The sequence below is a fragment of the Aromatoleum toluolicum genome (genome assembly GCF_012911005.2).
GTDB lineage: Bacteria > Pseudomonadota > Gammaproteobacteria > Burkholderiales > Rhodocyclaceae > Aromatoleum > Aromatoleum toluolicum.
Genome location: NZ_WTVS01000094.1, coordinates 1 through 15,525 on the forward strand (window position 1 = coordinate 1; position 15,525 = coordinate 15,525).

At 66.2% G+C, this 15,525-nt stretch carries 14 protein-coding genes; 4 read left to right on the forward strand and 10 right to left on the reverse strand.

Annotated elements, in window-relative coordinates; translation table 11 throughout:
- Positions 1–195: 195 nt before the first annotated feature.
- The 6 genes from GPA27_RS25395 to GPA27_RS25420 all read right to left on the reverse strand — a co-directional run bounded on the left by GPA27_RS25395 (position 196) and on the right by GPA27_RS25420 (position 6,300).
- Positions 196–858 carry an RloB family protein gene (locus tag GPA27_RS25395; RefSeq protein WP_169143223.1) on the reverse strand — a complete coding sequence of 221 codons (663 nt, stop codon included), beginning with the start codon at positions 856–858 and terminating at the stop codon, positions 196–198.
- 2 nt (positions 859–860) lie between these two features.
- Positions 861–2,246: an AAA family ATPase gene (locus tag GPA27_RS25400; protein ID WP_169143224.1), complete on the reverse strand. Its 1,386-nt coding sequence runs from the start codon at positions 2,244–2,246 to the stop codon at positions 861–863.
- A gap of 465 nt (positions 2,247–2,711) precedes the next feature.
- Positions 2,712–3,500 carry an electron transfer flavoprotein subunit beta/FixA family protein gene (locus GPA27_RS25405; RefSeq protein WP_169143225.1) on the reverse strand — a complete coding sequence of 263 codons (789 nt, stop codon included), beginning with the start codon at positions 3,498–3,500 and terminating at the stop codon, positions 2,712–2,714.
- Between the two features lie 6 nt (positions 3,501–3,506).
- On the reverse strand, positions 3,507–3,845 hold the full coding sequence (locus GPA27_RS25410) for a hypothetical protein (protein ID WP_169143226.1): 339 nt from the start codon (positions 3,843–3,845) through the stop codon (positions 3,507–3,509).
- Positions 3,820–4,914 carry a nitronate monooxygenase gene (locus GPA27_RS25415; protein WP_169143227.1) on the reverse strand — a complete coding sequence of 365 codons (1,095 nt, stop codon included), beginning with the start codon at positions 4,912–4,914 and terminating at the stop codon, positions 3,820–3,822. The genes GPA27_RS25410 and GPA27_RS25415 overlap by 26 nt, the downstream gene beginning before the upstream one ends.
- A 153-nt stretch (positions 4,915–5,067) precedes the next feature.
- Positions 5,068–6,300, reverse strand: a complete 1,233-nt coding sequence (locus GPA27_RS25420; RefSeq protein ID WP_246261470.1) for a CaiB/BaiF CoA transferase family protein — start codon at positions 6,298–6,300, stop codon at positions 5,068–5,070.
- 292 nt (positions 6,301–6,592) lie between these two features.
- Here GPA27_RS25420 and GPA27_RS25425 point away from each other — a divergent pair, with 292 nt between their 5' ends.
- From GPA27_RS25425 to GPA27_RS25440, 4 genes are read left to right on the forward strand one after another with little or no spacing between them, the layout of a single operon-like run.
- Complete coding sequence (locus GPA27_RS25425) at positions 6,593–6,901, forward strand: hypothetical protein (RefSeq protein WP_211165237.1); 309 nt, start codon at positions 6,593–6,595, stop codon at positions 6,899–6,901.
- Between the two features lie 4 nt (positions 6,902–6,905).
- Entirely contained in the window at positions 6,906–8,420 is a 1,515-nt protein-coding gene (locus GPA27_RS25430; RefSeq protein ID WP_169143229.1) for a class I adenylate-forming enzyme family protein, read from the forward strand.
- A gap of 11 nt (positions 8,421–8,431) precedes the next feature.
- Positions 8,432–9,826, forward strand: a complete 1,395-nt coding sequence (locus tag GPA27_RS25435; RefSeq protein WP_169143230.1) for a CoA transferase — start codon at positions 8,432–8,434, stop codon at positions 9,824–9,826.
- Positions 9,823–11,262, forward strand: a complete 1,440-nt coding sequence (locus GPA27_RS25440) for an amidohydrolase family protein (protein WP_169143231.1) — start codon at positions 9,823–9,825, stop codon at positions 11,260–11,262. Before GPA27_RS25435 ends, GPA27_RS25440 begins: the two co-directional genes overlap by 4 nt.
- Here GPA27_RS25440 and GPA27_RS25445 read toward each other — a convergent pair.
- The 4 genes from GPA27_RS25445 to GPA27_RS25460 are packed head-to-tail and all read right to left on the reverse strand — an operon-like array spanning position 11,259 to position 15,448.
- The gene (locus tag GPA27_RS25445; protein ID WP_169143232.1) at positions 11,259–12,269 is read right to left on the reverse strand and encodes an enoyl-CoA hydratase/isomerase family protein; all 1,011 of its coding nucleotides are present in this window, start codon (positions 12,267–12,269) and stop codon (positions 11,259–11,261) included. The two genes, GPA27_RS25440 and GPA27_RS25445, sit on opposite strands and share 4 nt — an antisense overlap.
- Before the next feature lie 3 nt (positions 12,270–12,272).
- Positions 12,273–13,142 (reverse strand): TIGR03619 family F420-dependent LLM class oxidoreductase, encoded by an 870-nt coding sequence (locus tag GPA27_RS25450; protein ID WP_169143233.1) that lies wholly within the window; start codon positions 13,140–13,142, stop codon positions 12,273–12,275.
- 22 nt (positions 13,143–13,164) lie between these two features.
- Positions 13,165–14,331, reverse strand: a complete 1,167-nt coding sequence (locus GPA27_RS25455) for an acyl-CoA dehydrogenase family protein (RefSeq protein ID WP_246261472.1) — start codon at positions 14,329–14,331, stop codon at positions 13,165–13,167.
- Between the two features lies 1 nt (position 14,332).
- On the reverse strand, positions 14,333–15,448 hold the full coding sequence (locus tag GPA27_RS25460) for an acyl-CoA dehydrogenase family protein (protein ID WP_169143234.1): 1,116 nt from the start codon (positions 15,446–15,448) through the stop codon (positions 14,333–14,335).
- Positions 15,449–15,525 lie beyond the last annotated feature (77 nt).

Genomic DNA, 15,525 nt, shown 5'->3' on the forward strand with positions numbered 1-15,525 from the left:
CGCCCCTCCTGAGCACCTCGACCGCAATCCGCGGTTTCCTCCCTGGAGCGTTGTCCAACGCCTGCCATCAGCCGCGGTCGATCATCGACGCCCTTCCCGATTGGCAGGCGTCGAACAACGCTAAACCATCGCAGTCGGCCAGCCCTGCGCCCGATGAACGGCGACAGTAGCGCCCATAGCGGCCCATTGGCCAGGCTAACGCCTCTTGGCGAAAACGCCCTTGCCATTCTGAATGATTTTCAGCACTAATTCACCTACCGTTGTGTAGGGATTGCCGTACGGGTCGTCCTCCGCCTGCCGCGCAAGCGCGTGCCTGTGTGCCCGATCATACGCAATCGGAAAATAGTCTTTGATGGCGGGAAAATCGACTACTGCTCCAGATTCATGATCATACTTCGGCATAAGGGCAGCAAGTCGGGCCTGGACAGCATGACGCCCGCTTTGAGCGCCATAGTCTTCTAGATGAAGGATCGGCCAAATTTCGAAGCACGGATTGGAAAAAGCAACGTCTATTCGATGTTCATCTGCCCGCATCAAAGCATCGGACACTCCGGGATGCTCGTCGCGGTCGAAGACCGCCCAGACTCGAAAGCAAGCATCGAAACTGTTTGGGGATTTTCGACATTTTTCGACTAACTTCTCACGTTCCTCGATCGCGGCATCAACCACTGTCAAAGGCACGCCAGTTACAGGAAGCACCCGTAACCTAACGAGCCCGGCCCCATATCCCGCGACGCAATCTGAAAAATAGCGAGGCTCCGTCTTCTTTCCCTCGCAAGCAATGACGATCTCAACCTTGGGCGTAACAAAACAGGATCGCCGAGTAAGTGACGGAGCCGGAGGAAGTTTGTTTTTCATTCTCACTCAGCGCTTGAGCTCGTAGTAGATGCAAACAAACCACTGAGATCGTGACCCATAAATGGGATAGCCCCGAATCGCCCACTCAGGTACCCGCGCTCGAAATCGTCCCCTGCACGAACCTTGATGTCGCTAAGTGGGTATATGCAGGTAGCGCCTCCGGAATCTTTCTCCGCGAACCAAATTTGGTCCCTCCGCAGAAGCCGTCCGGACAGTAGATTTGTATCATGTGTCGTAAAGAGAAGCTGGGCTTTCCCCGGATTCGTCTCCGGCATAGAAAAGAGGCGTATGAGCTCGCGCGACACTAGCGGATGCAACGTACTGTTTAGCTCATCGATAACCAGCACCCCGCCCTCGTTTAGTCTCACGAAGGCAGGTCCAATTAAACGCAATAGCGACAGCGTTCCAGCGCTTTCACTATTCAGCTCTATTGGATACGATTTTTGGTTCGCACCGACGTGTTGTAGCTGAGCAAATACCTTCTCATGCTGATTTTCAACCAGTATCTTTCTGCCGTCGCTGTCTTCCGCAAAGTGTCGATTTATAACCTCCTCGAATTTACTTAGAAGCTCCCTCGTTTTTTCATCAAGCGAAACTTTTGAAAAGTTAATGCCGGAAACCCCAATATCTGCAGCCTTCAGAAAGTTGATTGCGCTGGTTCTTCTACGCTCATCTGCAGCAAAGTAGGTTGAGAGCTGTTCTGCGATTTCCGGTGTTGATATACGATCATCAAGCCTACGTGTGATTTTATTATTAAAAAAATCAAACAAAGGAGTCAGTTGAGGGTGCGCATTTTGCGCGGCAACGGACAAGAAAAGGCTATTCGGCCGAACGAGTTTAGAAATTTGGCGATTCTCACCACGAAGTGCTTTTCCAAATGCAACTTCAACTGTTGAAGAATCCCCTGCCGTTTCGCGAACAAATAGAGTGCTCTTGACTTGGCGGGACGATCCCAGAGGGTATGAGTAAAGCCATTCGTTAATAATCGTCTTGCCGTCTAGGGTGTACCCGTAATGATATCGAGTACCATCTATCGCGATATCCACATCGTATCTGGACGGTGCGTGCCTAGATTCATCGTTTAACAAGAATGGTTGATATGGAGTGCCTTTTGAAGAGGCGACACGGGTGTGGGACGTGAGGATCCCTCCAACAAAAAAGTCGAAGGCTTTGAGCAAGGTTGACTTGCCTGCAGCGTTCGCTCCATAAATGGATGCAACGGGAGCGACTCTCAGCGGTTTCCGACTTGACTCGACCGCAACAGTTTCTTCCGCTTGATCTACTGTGAGCAATCCACTTTCATCGTCCCTAAGGGACGTGACCGTCATCAGTAGCTGTTGATAAGAGGCGATTGAGCCGTGATTCTCGACGCCAAAACGGAGTAACATGATTCCACCAAGCCGTGAATTTGCGAAATTGTCGCATAAAATTGCTCTGGAGGGATGGATTTCAAGCGCCTCAGAACCGTGCCTGCACATCCAGGCGAGAGGCCTTGGACCGAGCGGTAGCTGATCATTGTTACGGAGATCGAGCTGACGCGATTGGTTCGGCCGACGTTCGGTCCGTAAAGTGATCGGGCTGGATACCAGTCTCCTCGGTTACTGCAGGATGCCGACTCAGACGTGAGTACCGCCATTAGCGGCGACTGCTGGTCACGTCAGAGGGTAGGTTTCTTCAGGCTTGAAGCATCTAGGTGATAGCGATAGATCGGGCTGCGGTCGTTCGTTCGGGGGAAGCGGAACGGCGGTTTTGGCCGACCAGCCGCCCTTCACTTCGAGAGGCAAGGTAAACGCAAAGAGCCGTCGCGTTCCTACCGAACGCGCCGGCTCTTCCATGCCGAGGGAGTTTCGGCCCTATGCAGCCCGAATCCTCTCCATCAACTCCCGCGCGATGTCCGCCGCCGAGCCAGTCAGGAACTTGCAATTCCCCTGCACCTTCGGCACATACTGCCGAAGCATCACGACCGCCGGCTGAAGCTCCTGCGCGGTAAGCCCCAGCGCCGCCGGGGCGAGTTCGACGGGGCTCATCTTGCGCGCCGCCATCTTGGCTTTGGCGGTGGGGAAGCGCGGGGTGCCGAGTTCGTTGCTGACCGTGACGACGGCGGGCAGTTGACCGCGGACGACTTCGTCGCCGTCGGCGGTGGCGCGGGTGACCGTGACGCTATTGCCGCTGACCTCCACTGCACGGGCGAGCGTGGCCGCGGGCAAGCCGAGCTTTTCGGCGAGCAGCAGGGGCACGACGCCCTGGTCGTCGTCGGAGGCCTGGCGGCCGCACAGGACGAGGTCGGCGCCGCCGATGCTCTTCACGTAGGCGGCGAGGATGTTGGCGACGACCTGGCCGTCGAGTTCGGCGGTGCCGGGGTCGATCGCGACGATCTCGTCGGCGCCGAGGGCGGCGCAGTGCTTGAGCAGGTCTTTGCGGTCGGTGCCGATGGTGACGGCGGTGATGGTGCAGGCGACGCCCTGGTCGCGGATTCGCAGCGCGGCTTCCATCGCCTGTTCGTCATAGCCGTTGATGAGGCGCGGGATCGCGGCGACCTCGGGGGTGCGGCCGTCGGCGGCGATCTTGAGGTTGCCGGCGAGCGCGTAGTTGTTGACGGCGGCGGGGTCGAGCACTTCCTTCACGCATACGACGATTCGCATGGCGGGTCACTCCTGTTCGGGTTGGCGGATGCCGGCGGCGTCGAGCGCGCCGGTCAGGGTGAGGCTTTCCGCATCACACCAGACGGCGTCATGGGCGAAGCCTTCGGGCTTGCGGGTGAGTTGGGCGAGCAGGTACCAGCGCCACGGATAGGGGCCGAAGTCGCGGTAGGCGCCGGTGAGCGTGCCGGTGAATTCCTGCCGGCCGGCGAACTTGGTGCCGGCGATGTGGCGGCCGCCGTCGCACTCGGCGACGCGGCCGCTCATCGCGGCGTCGAATCCGGGGCGGAAACCGGTGTCTGCCGCCGACTTGGACGCAAAGTCAGGCTGCGAAGCGGTCGAAGACATCGAGCGCCTCCTCGACGATGTCGGACAGGATCTGGCGAGCGGGCTTCATCTCGGTGACGTAGTGGATGCCCTGCCCCGCGGCCTCGGTCATCAGGTCCTTGCGCTGGTAGTCGAGCGAGCCCTGGATGTAGTTGGACGAGAGGATCATCTGCAGCGGCGGCTTGAGGACTTCGGGCGCGGCGTCGCTGCTCCATTCGTTGTGCCACGGGCTGCGGGTGGTGCGCATGGTGTAGCCGGAGATGCAGTTGGAGTAGACGGTGTCGTCGGTCTCGGCCTCGATGAGGCGCTCCTTGAGGGGGAGGTTCACGTCCGATTCGCGCGACGCGAGCCATAGCGAGCCGGTCCACACGCCGTCCGCGCCGAGCGCGAGCGCCGCGGCAAGGTGACGGCCGGTGGTGACGCCGCCCGCGGCGATGACTGGTACGCCGGTGCCGCGCGCGGCATCGACGACTTGCGGCACGATGGAGAAGGTGCCGATGTTGCCGGTGTGGCCGGCGGCGTCGTAGCCCTGCGCGATGATGACGTCGGTGCCGGCGGCGAGTTGCTTTTTCGCCTGCCTGGGCTTGCCGACGAGGCCCCACACCTGCATGCCGAGTTCATGCGCACGCTTGAGCAGGAAGGCCGGGGAGCCGAGGCCGGAGGCGAACACGGGCACGCGCTCGTCAAAAATGACCTCGAGTTGGGCGAGCGCGCGCTTCTGGTCGAGGCCGCCCCAGTGGTGGATGTCCGGCGCGATCTTGGGATCGGGCACGTCGTACTTGCGCTTGATCATCTGCTCGAATTCGCGCTGCTCGGGCGGGATCATCGCGAGCAGTTCGTCGACGCTCTTCTCCTCAGGCACGGAGGACGGCAGCACGAGGTCGATGCCGAAGGGCTTGCCGCCGATGCGTTCGCGGATCCACTTGATGTCCGCGGCGATCTGGTCGGGCGTGTGCAGCGCCTCGCCGAGCACCGCGAAGCCGCCCGCGTTGATGACGGCGACGGCGACGTCCTTGCAGTGGGTGAAGGCGACGACCGGATACTCGATGCCGAGCTTGTCGCAGAGTGGGGTGTGCAGGGGATTGCTCATCTTGGCTCCTTCGGGAATCGGCGGTGGCCGGCGAGCGACGCCGGCCTCGATTTGATTCTATTGAGCGGCGCCGCGGGCTTAGGGCGCGTTTGGTATCCGAAACGGCCCGCGGGGTATCCGTAAGTGACAGGCGTTCGCGACGCGGCCAGCGCGTCAGCCGAACGCCTTCTCCTGACCGAGCGCATCGATGGTCGCGGCGTCGTAGCCGAGCACCTCGCGCAGCACCGCCTCGCGGTGCTCGCCGACGGTGGGCGCGCGGGTCGGCTCGGGCAGTTCCTCGCCGACGAACTGCACCGGGAAGCCGAGCATGTCGGCGCCGTGCGTCTCGTGCGGGATGAGCTTGAAGCGCGCCTTGAACTGCGGGTCATCGACGATGTTCTGTGCGGTATTGACCGGGGCGATCGGGGTGTTGGCCTCGACGCCGAAGGCGAGCCACTGTTCGGTGGTGCGCGTCTTGAAGATGTCACGCAAGATCGCCTGCAGCTCGCGGTTGCCGCGCGCGTGGTCGGCGTACTTCGAGCCTGGCCACTTGTCGAAGAGGTCCATGCGGCCGACGCCGGCGCAGAAGTTCTTCCAGAAGGCCTGTTCCGAGGCCATGAAAAGCACGTGGCCGTCCGCCGACTCATACAGCTGGTAGCGCACGCCCTCCTTCATGCCGGCGGTGGCGACCGGGCGGCGCACCCAGTTGTCGGATTTGTTGCCGGTGACGACATCTTCCGGGCGCGCATAGGCCATGTGGCTTTCGCTGCGGTACCAGTCGAAGGCAGCGGCGGCGTCGCTCTGCGCGAGCTCCATGAAGCAGCCTTCGCCCGTTTCACGGGCGCGGATCACGGCGGCGAGCACCGCGAGGCCGCCGAACAAGGGCGCGGCATTGATGCCGATGCCGATGTGCTCTGGGATGTAGCAGAAGCCTTCGTCGTCATACGCCGGCTTCACGATGCCGGCCCAGGTGTCGTACGCGATGCCGTGCGAGGGCATGTCCTTGTAGGGGCCGCTCATGCCGTAGCCGGAGACGGTGATGAACACGATCTTCGGGTTGATCTTGCGCAGGTCCTCGTAGCCGAGGCCGTACTTGGCGAGCGCGCCGGGCTTGGACGCCTCGATCACGACATCCGCATCGCGCACGAGGTCGCGGTAGACGCGGCGCGCAGCCTCGGTCTTGAGGTCGAGCGCGATGCTCTTCTTGCCGCGGTTGAGGCGGTAGTGCATCAGCGAAACGCCCTCGATGATCGGCCAGGTCATCTCGCGGATGTAGTCGCCGGCGGGCGTTTCCACCTTGATGACCTCGGCACCGAGATCCGCGAGCGCGGTGGTGATGGCGGCGGGGCCGAGAATCGAGCTTTCGATGATGCGCAGGCTGCCGAGCGGCGGGACGGGCGTGTTCATGATGGGCATTCACCTCGTGGTCCGGAGCGGGTTTCCGGGGATTGCAAAGAAAGGGGGCAGCGAGCCGAACCGGGACGGATCGGCCGTTGCGATCACGATAGGGAATTGCCGGAAAGCGCTTTTCGGGCTTGCGTTTCTGATCGGGCCATCGGCATTGCAATTCGGGCCAGTCAATTGTTTACCCAAGATCCATCGCCCAGAATCGCAGCACGATCAATGCGATGCGGTGCTCGGCCCGGTCTTGCGGAAGGGCGGCGCGAAAACGATCAACGGACAATCCGAAGGAGCTTCGATGAAAACCCTGAAAGCCGGAACGCGCCTGAAGAGCGCCGCGTGCGATACCGAAGTGATGGTGATCCGCACCCGCCCCGAGCCCGTGCTGCTGTGCTGCGGCGGGATGGAGATGATCGCGATGGACGGCCAGAAGGCCGCCGCCGAGCCGGACGCGGCCTTTGCGCAGGGCGCGTTGGTGGGCAAGCGCTACGTGGATGAGCAGGACACGACCGAGCTGCTATGCACGAAGGGCGGCAAGGGCAGCCTGTCGCTCGACGGCGCGCTGCTCGTCGTGAAGCAGGCCAAGGCCCTGCCCTCGTCGGACTGAGCCCATGAACATCGTCATGGCCCTGGAGATGGCGGCCGACTGCCATCCCGATCGCATCGCCGTCACGTCCGGCACAAAAAGTCTCACCTACGGGGACTTGCTGCGCGCAGCGCGCACTGCCGGCGCGGTCGTGCGCGACAGCGGCTGCCGCTACCTTGGCCTGCTCGACATCAACAGCCCCGCGGCCCCGGTCGCGATCTTCGCCGCCGCCTACGCGGGCGTGCCCTACGTGCCGATGAACTACCGGCTGACGCGCCCGGAGCTGGAAGCGTTGCTCGCCCGCATCGAGCCGGCCTTCCTCGTCGCGGCGCCGGCCTATGTCGAGGCGCTGACGATGCCGGCCGGCAATCGCGTGGTAAGCGCAGAGGACTTTCTCGCGCTGGCGCAGGGCAATACGGCCCCGGCCACCGAAGCACCGGGTGACCCGTCGACGGTTGCCGTGCAGCTCTTCACCAGCGGCACCACGGGCACGCCCAAGGCCGCGGTGCTGCGCCACGAAAACCTGATGAGCTACATCCTCGGCACCGTGGACTTCGCCGGCGCCGACGACGCGGATGCCGCACTGGTGGCGGTGCCGCCGTATCACATCGCCGGCATCTCGGCGGTGCTGAGCTCGACCTACGCCTGCCGCCGCATGGTGCAACTACCGAACTTCGATGGCGCGACCTGGCTTACCCTATGCCGCGACGAGGGCGTGACCAATGCCTTCGTGGTGCCGACGATGCTCTCGCGCGTGATGGAGCATCTCGATGCCATCGGCGAATCGGGCGCCCTGCCGGCGATGAAGGCGATCGCCTACGGGGGCGGCAAGATGCCACCGCAGGTGATCGAGAAGGCGATGGCGATCTGGCCCGCAGTGGATTTCACGAACGCATACGGCCTCACCGAAACGAGCTCGACGATCTGCCTGCTGGGCCCCGAGGACCACCGTGACGCCTTCACCAGCGCGGACCCGGAGGTGCGCCGCCGCCTGCACTCGGTGGGCAAGCCGATCGGCACCGTGGAGATCGAGATCCGCGATGCGGGCGGCAAGGCGCTGTCTGCCGGCGAACTCGGCGACGTGTTCGTGCGCGGCGGGCAGGTGTCGGGCGAATACCTCGGCGTGGGCAGCCTGCTCGATGCCGACGGTTGGTTCCCGACGCGCGACCGGGGCTTCGTGGACCGCTACGGCTTCCTCTACCTCGACGGGCGCGCCGATGACGTGATCGTGCGCGGCGGCGAGAACATCTCGCCGGGCGAGATCGAGGACGTGCTGCGTGAACACCCGGCGGTTTCCGACGTCGCGGTCGTCGCGATGGCGGACGAGCAGTGGGGCGAGGCGGTGGCGGCGGTGGTCGTGCCGCGCGAAGGCGCGAACGTGGCAGCCGCCGATCTGCAGGACTGGGTGAGGCAACGCCTGCGCTCATCGCGCGTGCCGGCGGCGATCCGCTTCCGCAACGAACTGCCCTACAACGAGATGGGCAAGGTGCTGCGGCGCGTGCTGAAGGAAGACTTCCGCGACGAAGCCCAACCGGCCTGAGACCACTGCCTATGGCCCCCGTCCGCCCTCTCGCCGGCTTGCGCGTCGCGTCAGGCGGACGAGGCCATGCCAGCGACTACGCCCGCAGCCTGCTGGCATCGCTCGGGGCCGAAAGCGACTCACCGTGCGATGATGAAGCCGACGAACACCCGGCGCTCGCGTGGCGCCGCAGCGGACTGATGGCGCTCACCGGGCGGGCGGGCGGCGCGGCGCGAATGTGCCCGGTGCCGCTCACGTCCTGCGCCGACGGGGCGCTCGCGGCGCTCGCCGCCCTTGGGGACGGCTTGCGCGCCGCCCCCGGCAGCGGCGCCACGTTGATGGGCGTGCGTGCGCGTTTTGCGGGGCTCGCCCGCCAGGGGGCGACCTCGCCGGGCGGCACCTGCCGCCTGCTCGCGTGTGGCGACGGCCACATCGCGATCAACCTCGCCCGACCCGACGACTGGACCATGGTCCCGGCGTGGCTCGAATACGATGGCGACGCAGACTGGGCCGCACGGGTCGCCGAACTGCCGGCCGCGCTCTTGCTGGAGCGGGCGCGCCTGCTGGGGCTTGCGGCCGCCGTGTCGGCGGCCCCGACGCCACGCTCGTGGCTCGAACTCAAGCTTCATGGCACCCCCAAGGCGCCACGCCCGCGGTGCGCCAACGCTGAGCGCCCCCTCGTCGTCGACCTCTCGTCCCTGTGGGCCGGACCGCTGTGCGGACAGCTGCTGCGCGAGCTCGGCGCACACGTCGTCAAGGTCGAATCGTCTGCAAGGCCCGACGGCGCCCGGCGCGGCCCCGCGGCCTTCTTCGACCTGCTCAACGCCGGCAAGGCGAGCGTGCAGCTCGATCTCGCCTCGCCCGCTGGACGCGATCAGCTACGGCAACTGCTCGACCGCGCTGACATCGTGATCGAAGCCTCGCGCCCGCGCGCCCTGCGCCAGATGGGGATAGACGCCGAAATCTGGCTCTCCGGGCGCCGGGGCCGCAGCTGGTTGAGCATCACCGGCCACGGCAGACAGGGCGACGCAGCCGAATGGGTCGCGTTCGGCGACGACGCGGGGGTGGGCGCGGGACTCTCCGAACTGATGCACCGCGCGACGGGCGAACGCCTGATCTGCGGCGACGCAATCGGCGACCCGCTCACCGGCCTGCATGCGGCGCTCGCCGCCTGGGCGAGCTGGCGTGCGGGCGGCGGCCATCTGCTCGCGCTCTCGCTGGACGCGGTGCTGCGGCATTGCGTGAGCTTCGGCGCGCCGCGCTCCGACGACGCGCTACACGACCGCCATGCCCGCTGGACCCGCGTGGCGAAGTCCCGCCGCAACATCGCGCCCGCCCCGCTTTGCTTCGCGCCGCAGAGCCGCGCCCGCCCCTTGGGCGCCGACACCGCGGCCGTGCTGTCGGACCTCGGCCTGCGCGCAGCATGAGCCCCGCCCCGGCCCTGCTGATCCGCGACGCGGAGCTTCAATCCGGGGCACGGGTGGACGTGCGCCTGGCAGCCGGACGTATCGAGCACATCGCGCCGGGACTGCAGCCGCGCGACGGCGAGGCGGTGATCGAAGCGCGCGGCCGCGCGTTGTCGGTTGGCCTGCACGACCACCACCTGCACCTGATGGCGCACGCCGCGGCGCTGGAATCGCTCCCCTGCGGCAACCCGGTGATCGGATGCGTTACCGGTTTCGCGGAACTGCTGTTGATGCGTGCAAGAATGGAAGACCCGACCGCGCCCGGCTGGATCCGCGGCGTCGGTTATCACGAGGGCGTCGCCGGCCCCATCGACCGGCGCTGGCTTGACGCCGTGGCGCCGCGCGTGCCCGTCCGCATCCAGCACCGCAGCGGCCGGCTGTGGATCCTGAACACCTGCGCGCTACGTCGGCTGGGCGTGGATGAGAACGACACCGAAAGCAACCGCGAGACTCCGCTCGAGCGCATCGACGGTCGGCTCACGGGACGTCTCTTCGACGGCGACGACTGGCTCCGCGCGCGGCTCGCCGGCACCTACCCCTCGCTGGCGCGGACGAGCGAAACACTCGCCCGGCTGGGCGTCACCGGCGTTACCGACGCAGGCGCGCGCAACGGGCGCAGCGAGTTCGCACATTTCGTCGCCGAACGTCGCGACGGCCGCCTGAAACAGGACGTGCTGGTGATGGGCAGCGCGGAGCTCGACCGCCTCGCCGACGCGCCCGGCATCCGGGTCGGTCCCACCAAGCTGTACCTGCGTGACGCGGAGCTGCCGCCCTTCGAGGACTTCTGCCACGCCATCGCCCGGAGCCACGCTGCCCGGCGACCGGTCGCGATCCACTGCGTGACCCGCGGCGAACTGATCTTCGCGACCGCCGCCCTGCGCCAGTGCGGCCCCATGCGCGGCGACCGCATCGAACACGCCTCCGTCGCCCCACCCGAGGCCCTCGAACTGCTCCGCGATCTCAACCTCACCGTCGTCACCCAGCCGCATTTCGTGCTCGAACGCGGGGACAGCTACCTCGACGAGGTGGCCCCCGAGGATCTTCCCTGGCTCTATCGCGGACGCGGTTTTGTGCAAGCCGGCATCCCGCTTGCCGCAGGCACGGACGCGCCCTGCGGTGACCTCAACCCATGGACCACAATGGCCGCCGCCGTCAGCCGCCGCACCCGCAAGGGATCGCTCATCGGCCCCGACGAGGCGCTCTCCCCCGCAGAAGCGCTCGCGCTCTTCACCGGCGACGCGAACGATCCCGGCGGCCCTGCCCGCGGCATCGAAAGCGGCGCCCCCGCCGACCTGTGCCTACTCGACCGCTCCTGGGAGGCCGCGCTGGGCGATCTGGCAGCGGTCGGGGTGGATGCGACGATCAAAGATGGGCGGGCGATCTGGCGTCGGGGCTAGTCGACGATCTCATCGACCAGCCCCCACGCCACGCCCGTCGCCGCGCCGATGCGCCGCCCCGACAACGCCAACCACGCCGTCCGCTGCCGCCCGATGCGTCGCGGCAGACTCACACACCCGCCGGCGCCAGGGATGAGGCCGAAGCGAAGTTCCGTCAGCTGGATGAAGGTGTCGCGGGTTGCCGTGACGCGATGCGCGAACGCGGGGAGTTCGATTCCGGAGCCGATGCAGGCGCTGTGCAGGTGGGCGGTGACCCGATCGGCGCATTGAAGGAGTAGCGCAGCGGGCAGGCGTTGGCTGCGGATGGCATGCGCTGTCCCAGGATCGGGCGCGGTGCCGAACTCGCGCAAATCGCCCCCTGTGCTGAAGCAGGCACCGGCGCCGGAGAGCGTGACCGACGCGAGGGATTCGTCGGCGACCACCAGCTGCAGCGCCTCGCACAACGCGTCCCGCATGTCGACCGACATGGCATTGCGGCTACGCGGACGATTCAGGATGAGCCCAAGATGCGGTCCCTCGCGCTCGATGCGCACCGCCGGCCCATCTTCCGCCGCAACCCGATCGGGCGCAGGCGGATTCTCACGCGACCACGCGGCAAACTCTGGACCGGCCTGTAGGGTCGCGTAAGCCAGCGACTCGACCACGAGCGCCTGCGCGGGCGGCATCCCGGCGGTGACGCGCAGCACCTGCACCAGCGTCATTGCCGCGAGCGGCGCCTTGCGGATGTTCGCAGCGATGGGCGCGAGCTCGGCGGGGTCGTCCAGCACGACGTCGCAGGCGGCAAGCAGCGCCGGGGCGGTACCCTTGGCGGGGAGCCCGATCACAGGGCAGGGCTGGCGCGCGAGCCATGCGGCGAGCGCGTCCTCATCGCCTTCTTCGGCCCCGGCGGGGGCGACAACGAGGAAAGGATCGCGCGCGAATGGCGAGCCCCCTGCCCCGCCGGCCGACGCGAAACGCAACGCGCGCAGGTCGGTCAGGTCGAGGATCGCGGGATCGCCGTCCGCCATGGTTTAGTCCATCTTCGCGATGACCTCGTCGCCGAAGCGGCGGACCGCGTCGAGCTGGCCCTGCAGGTCCGTCGGATCGCTGCGCACGTCCCACGGCAGCACTCCGGCATCGGTCACGCCGACCTCGGCGAGGCGCTTGAAATCATCGACGGTGCGCGCGGCGAAATCGATGCCGTGGAACTGGAACTCGCGTCCGGCCGTGCCGAACTCGGCGCGGTAGCCGTTAATCTCGGCGATCAGATCCTTCAGCGTCGGCAGGTCGGTGTTGGCGGACACCCAGCCGTCGCCGAGGCGTGCCGCGCGGCGCAGTGCAGGCTTGCTGTGGCCCCCAATCAGGATCGGCACGGGCTGCTCGGGCACCGGGCGCATGCGCAGCGGGCCGAAGTCGTGATGCTTGCCGTGAAACTCGAAGAACTCGCCGCTCATCGCGCCCCGCAGCACGGCGATGCACTCGTCCATCAGCTCGCCGCGCCGCTCGAAGTCCGCGCCGTTATAGACGAAGTCCTCCTTCCACGGGCTCAGGCCCGCACCGAGCGCGACGCGCCCGTTGGAAATCACTGCGAGCGAACTCAGCGCCTTCGCGAGGATCAGCGGCTGGCGCACCGGCACCTTCATCACTCCAGGGTAGAAGCGAATACGCTGCGTTACCGCAGCCATCGTCGACATCGCGACGAAGGGTTCGATGAAGTCCGAATGCTCCAGGTATTGCCGAATCGTGCTGGTCTCGGCGTAGGGGTAGTCGGATTCGGTTAGCCGCGGGAAGAACAGGCTGTCCGGCATGGACAGCCAGCTCCAGCCTGCGGCCTCGGCGGCATGGGCGATCGCCGTGTAATTGCGGTAGTTGCTGAAGCCAAGTTGCAGCACGAAGCGCATGGAAACTCCCTTCCGATCGGTGTCAGCGCGGCATGGCCAGCGCACGCTCGGCGATGATGTTGAGCTGGATTTCGTTGGTACCCGCGTAGATCGTGTCGGCGCGGGAGAAGAAGAACACTTGCTGAAGCCGCCGGACGGCGGCGTCGTCGGAGCGCACGTCGCCCGCCGCACCCAGGACGTCCATCGCCAACTGACCGAGTTCGCGGTGCCAGTTGGACCACGCGTACTTGTACATCAGCGATTCCGGGCGAACGGCGCCGTCATTGCCCGCGAGCATGCGCAGAGCGTTGTGACGCAGGGCACGCAGGCCGATCCACGCGTCGGCGATGCGTTCGCGGATAGCGGGATCGAAGGCCGTACCGGTGGCGATGGCCGCATCGACGACGAGCTGCATCTCATGCACGAAGTGCATCTGCTGGCCCAGCGTGGACGCGCCACGCTCGAAGCCGAGCAGCGCCATCGCGACTCGCCAGCCCTCGCCCGGCTTACCGACGATGCAACCCGCATCGGTCGCCGCGCCGTCGAAGAACACCGCGTTGAACTCCGCCTCGCCGGTCATCTGGCGGATCGGCTGGATCTCGATGCCCGGCTGGTCGAGCGGCATCAGCAGGAAGGTGAGCCCTTCGCGGCCCACCGAGCCCGGCGTGCTGCGCGCGATGACGAAGATCCAGTCGGATTCGTGCGCGAGCGAGGTCCATACCTTCTGTCCCTGCACGCGCCACATGTCGCCATCCTGCCAGCAGCGCGTGGAGATCGCCGCGAGGTCCGAACCCGCGCCCGGCTCGGAATAGCCCTGGCACCAGAATTCGCGTCCCTCGCGGATGCCGGGCAGGAAGCGACGTTGCTGCTCGGGGGTGCCAAACGCGATCAGCGTCGGGGCAAGCAGGGTTTCACCGATGTGGCCCATGCGACCGGGGCCGCCCGCGCGCACGTATTCCTCGTGGAAGGCGAGCTGCAGCTCCAGCGGCAAACCGCGTCCGCCGTGCGCCTGCGGCCACGCCGCGCCAACCCAGCCGCCTTCCGCGAGCTTGCGCTCCCAGGCCTTGCGCAAAGCGGGGAACGCCTCTTCGTCACCGGGGCCGCCGCGGTGACGCAGGCAGGCGAATTCGCCCGTCAGCTCGCGCGCGAGCCAGCCGGCCACTTCGGCGCGGAATGCCGTCTCGTTCATCGAATCCTTTGTCGCATCCATGTCAGGCAAGGTCCAGAAGTTGGGTGGCCACGCGCTCGCGCCAGCGGCTGGCCGGGCCGAGCCACTGGCTCCCCCACTGCGCGCGCTTGAAGTGCAGTTGCGGGTCGTACTCCCAGGTGAATCCGACGCCACCATGGAGCTGCACCGCCTCTTGGGCGCAGTAGCGATAGGCGTCGGACGCAAGCACACGGGCGACGGCGACCTCGCAGGCGAGCGCGTCTGGGTCTTCCAGTCGGGCGACGCTCGCAGCGACGCCGCGCACCGCCGAACGGGCGGTTTCGAGCTTCACCATCATCTGCGCACAACGGTGCTTCACGGCCTGGAAACTCGCGACCGGCCGGGCGAACTGGACGCGTTCCTTCGTGTAGGCCACGGTCATGTCGAGACAGGCCGCGGCACCTCCGACCTGTTCGGCCGCGAGTTGCAGCGCGGCGAGCGAGACCGTGCGCGCAAGACCTGCGTCAAGCTTCCGGGGAGCGTCGATGCGCGCATCGGCGGCGATACGCTGCTCGCGGAAGCGCCACACGCATTGCGGGCGGGTCAGATCCCAGACATCGAGCGGACTGCGCTCGACGCCGGCGGCGTGCGCCGAAACATGGAAGAGGCCGAAGCCGTCCTCGGTACGCGCGGCGACGAAGGCCATCGCGGCGCTGCCGTCGTCAAGCACCTGCGCGACGTCACCGTTGATCACCCATCCGTCGCCCTCACGGCGGCACTCGATGCCGATCGCGTCCGGCGCCCAGACGAGGCCCGGCGCGAGGATCAGCGTCGCATTCACCTCACCGCTCGCGAGTTCGGGCAGGAAGCGTTCGCGCGCGGCAGTGTTGCCCACTTCGAGCAGAGCCGTCTGCGCCAGCACCACGCTCGCGAAGTAGGGCGAGCGAATCAGCCGACGCCCCATTTCCTCCATCAGCAGGGCGAGTTCCACCGCCCCCATGCCCAGCCCGCCCAAGTCCTCCGGCACCTGCACCGCCGGCCAGCCCAATTCACTGATGCGCCTCCACAGGGACGCATCCTCGTCCCGCGGCTTGCGGGCATTGGCGAACTCGGCGAGGAAAGCCGCGGCGGTGTCCTGCAGCGCGAGTTGCTCTTCGGATAACAGCAATGCATTTTCCATTGGCTTTCCCGTGAATCGCCTCGTGGATCGTGATGGGGCGATTCTCCCGGCGGACGCCGCGAGACACATCATTCAAT

Coding starts and splice junctions, on each gene's coding strand:
- GPA27_RS25450 (WP_169143233.1), bottom strand. CDS start 13,142: ATGCGCTTCGTGCTGCAACTTGGCTTCAGCAACTACCGCAATTACACG.
- GPA27_RS25425 (WP_211165237.1), top strand. CDS start 6,593: ATGAAAACCCTGAAAGCCGGAACGCGCCTGAAGAGCGCCGCGTGCGAT.
- GPA27_RS25405 (WP_169143225.1), bottom strand. CDS start 3,500: ATGCGAATCGTCGTATGCGTGAAGGAAGTGCTCGACCCCGCCGCCGTC.
- GPA27_RS25410 (WP_169143226.1), bottom strand. CDS start 3,845: ATGTCTTCGACCGCTTCGCAGCCTGACTTTGCGTCCAAGTCGGCGGCA.
- GPA27_RS25400 (WP_169143224.1), bottom strand. CDS start 2,246: ATGTTACTCCGTTTTGGCGTCGAGAATCACGGCTCAATCGCCTCTTAT.
- GPA27_RS25460 (WP_169143234.1), bottom strand. CDS start 15,448: ATGGAAAATGCATTGCTGTTATCCGAAGAGCAACTCGCGCTGCAGGAC.
- GPA27_RS25440 (WP_169143231.1), top strand. CDS start 9,823: ATGAGCCCCGCCCCGGCCCTGCTGATCCGCGACGCGGAGCTTCAATCC.
- GPA27_RS25455 (WP_246261472.1), bottom strand. CDS start 14,331: ATGGATGCGACAAAGGATTCGATGAACGAGACGGCATTCCGCGCCGAA.
- GPA27_RS25445 (WP_169143232.1), bottom strand. CDS start 12,269: ATGGCGGACGGCGATCCCGCGATCCTCGACCTGACCGACCTGCGCGCG.
- GPA27_RS25395 (WP_169143223.1), bottom strand. CDS start 858: ATGAAAAACAAACTTCCTCCGGCTCCGTCACTTACTCGGCGATCCTGT.
- GPA27_RS25430 (WP_169143229.1), top strand. CDS start 6,906: ATGAACATCGTCATGGCCCTGGAGATGGCGGCCGACTGCCATCCCGAT.
- GPA27_RS25420 (WP_246261470.1), bottom strand. CDS start 6,300: ATGAACACGCCCGTCCCGCCGCTCGGCAGCCTGCGCATCATCGAAAGC.
- GPA27_RS25435 (WP_169143230.1), top strand. CDS start 8,432: ATGGCCCCCGTCCGCCCTCTCGCCGGCTTGCGCGTCGCGTCAGGCGGA.
- GPA27_RS25415 (WP_169143227.1), bottom strand. CDS start 4,914: ATGAGCAATCCCCTGCACACCCCACTCTGCGACAAGCTCGGCATCGAG.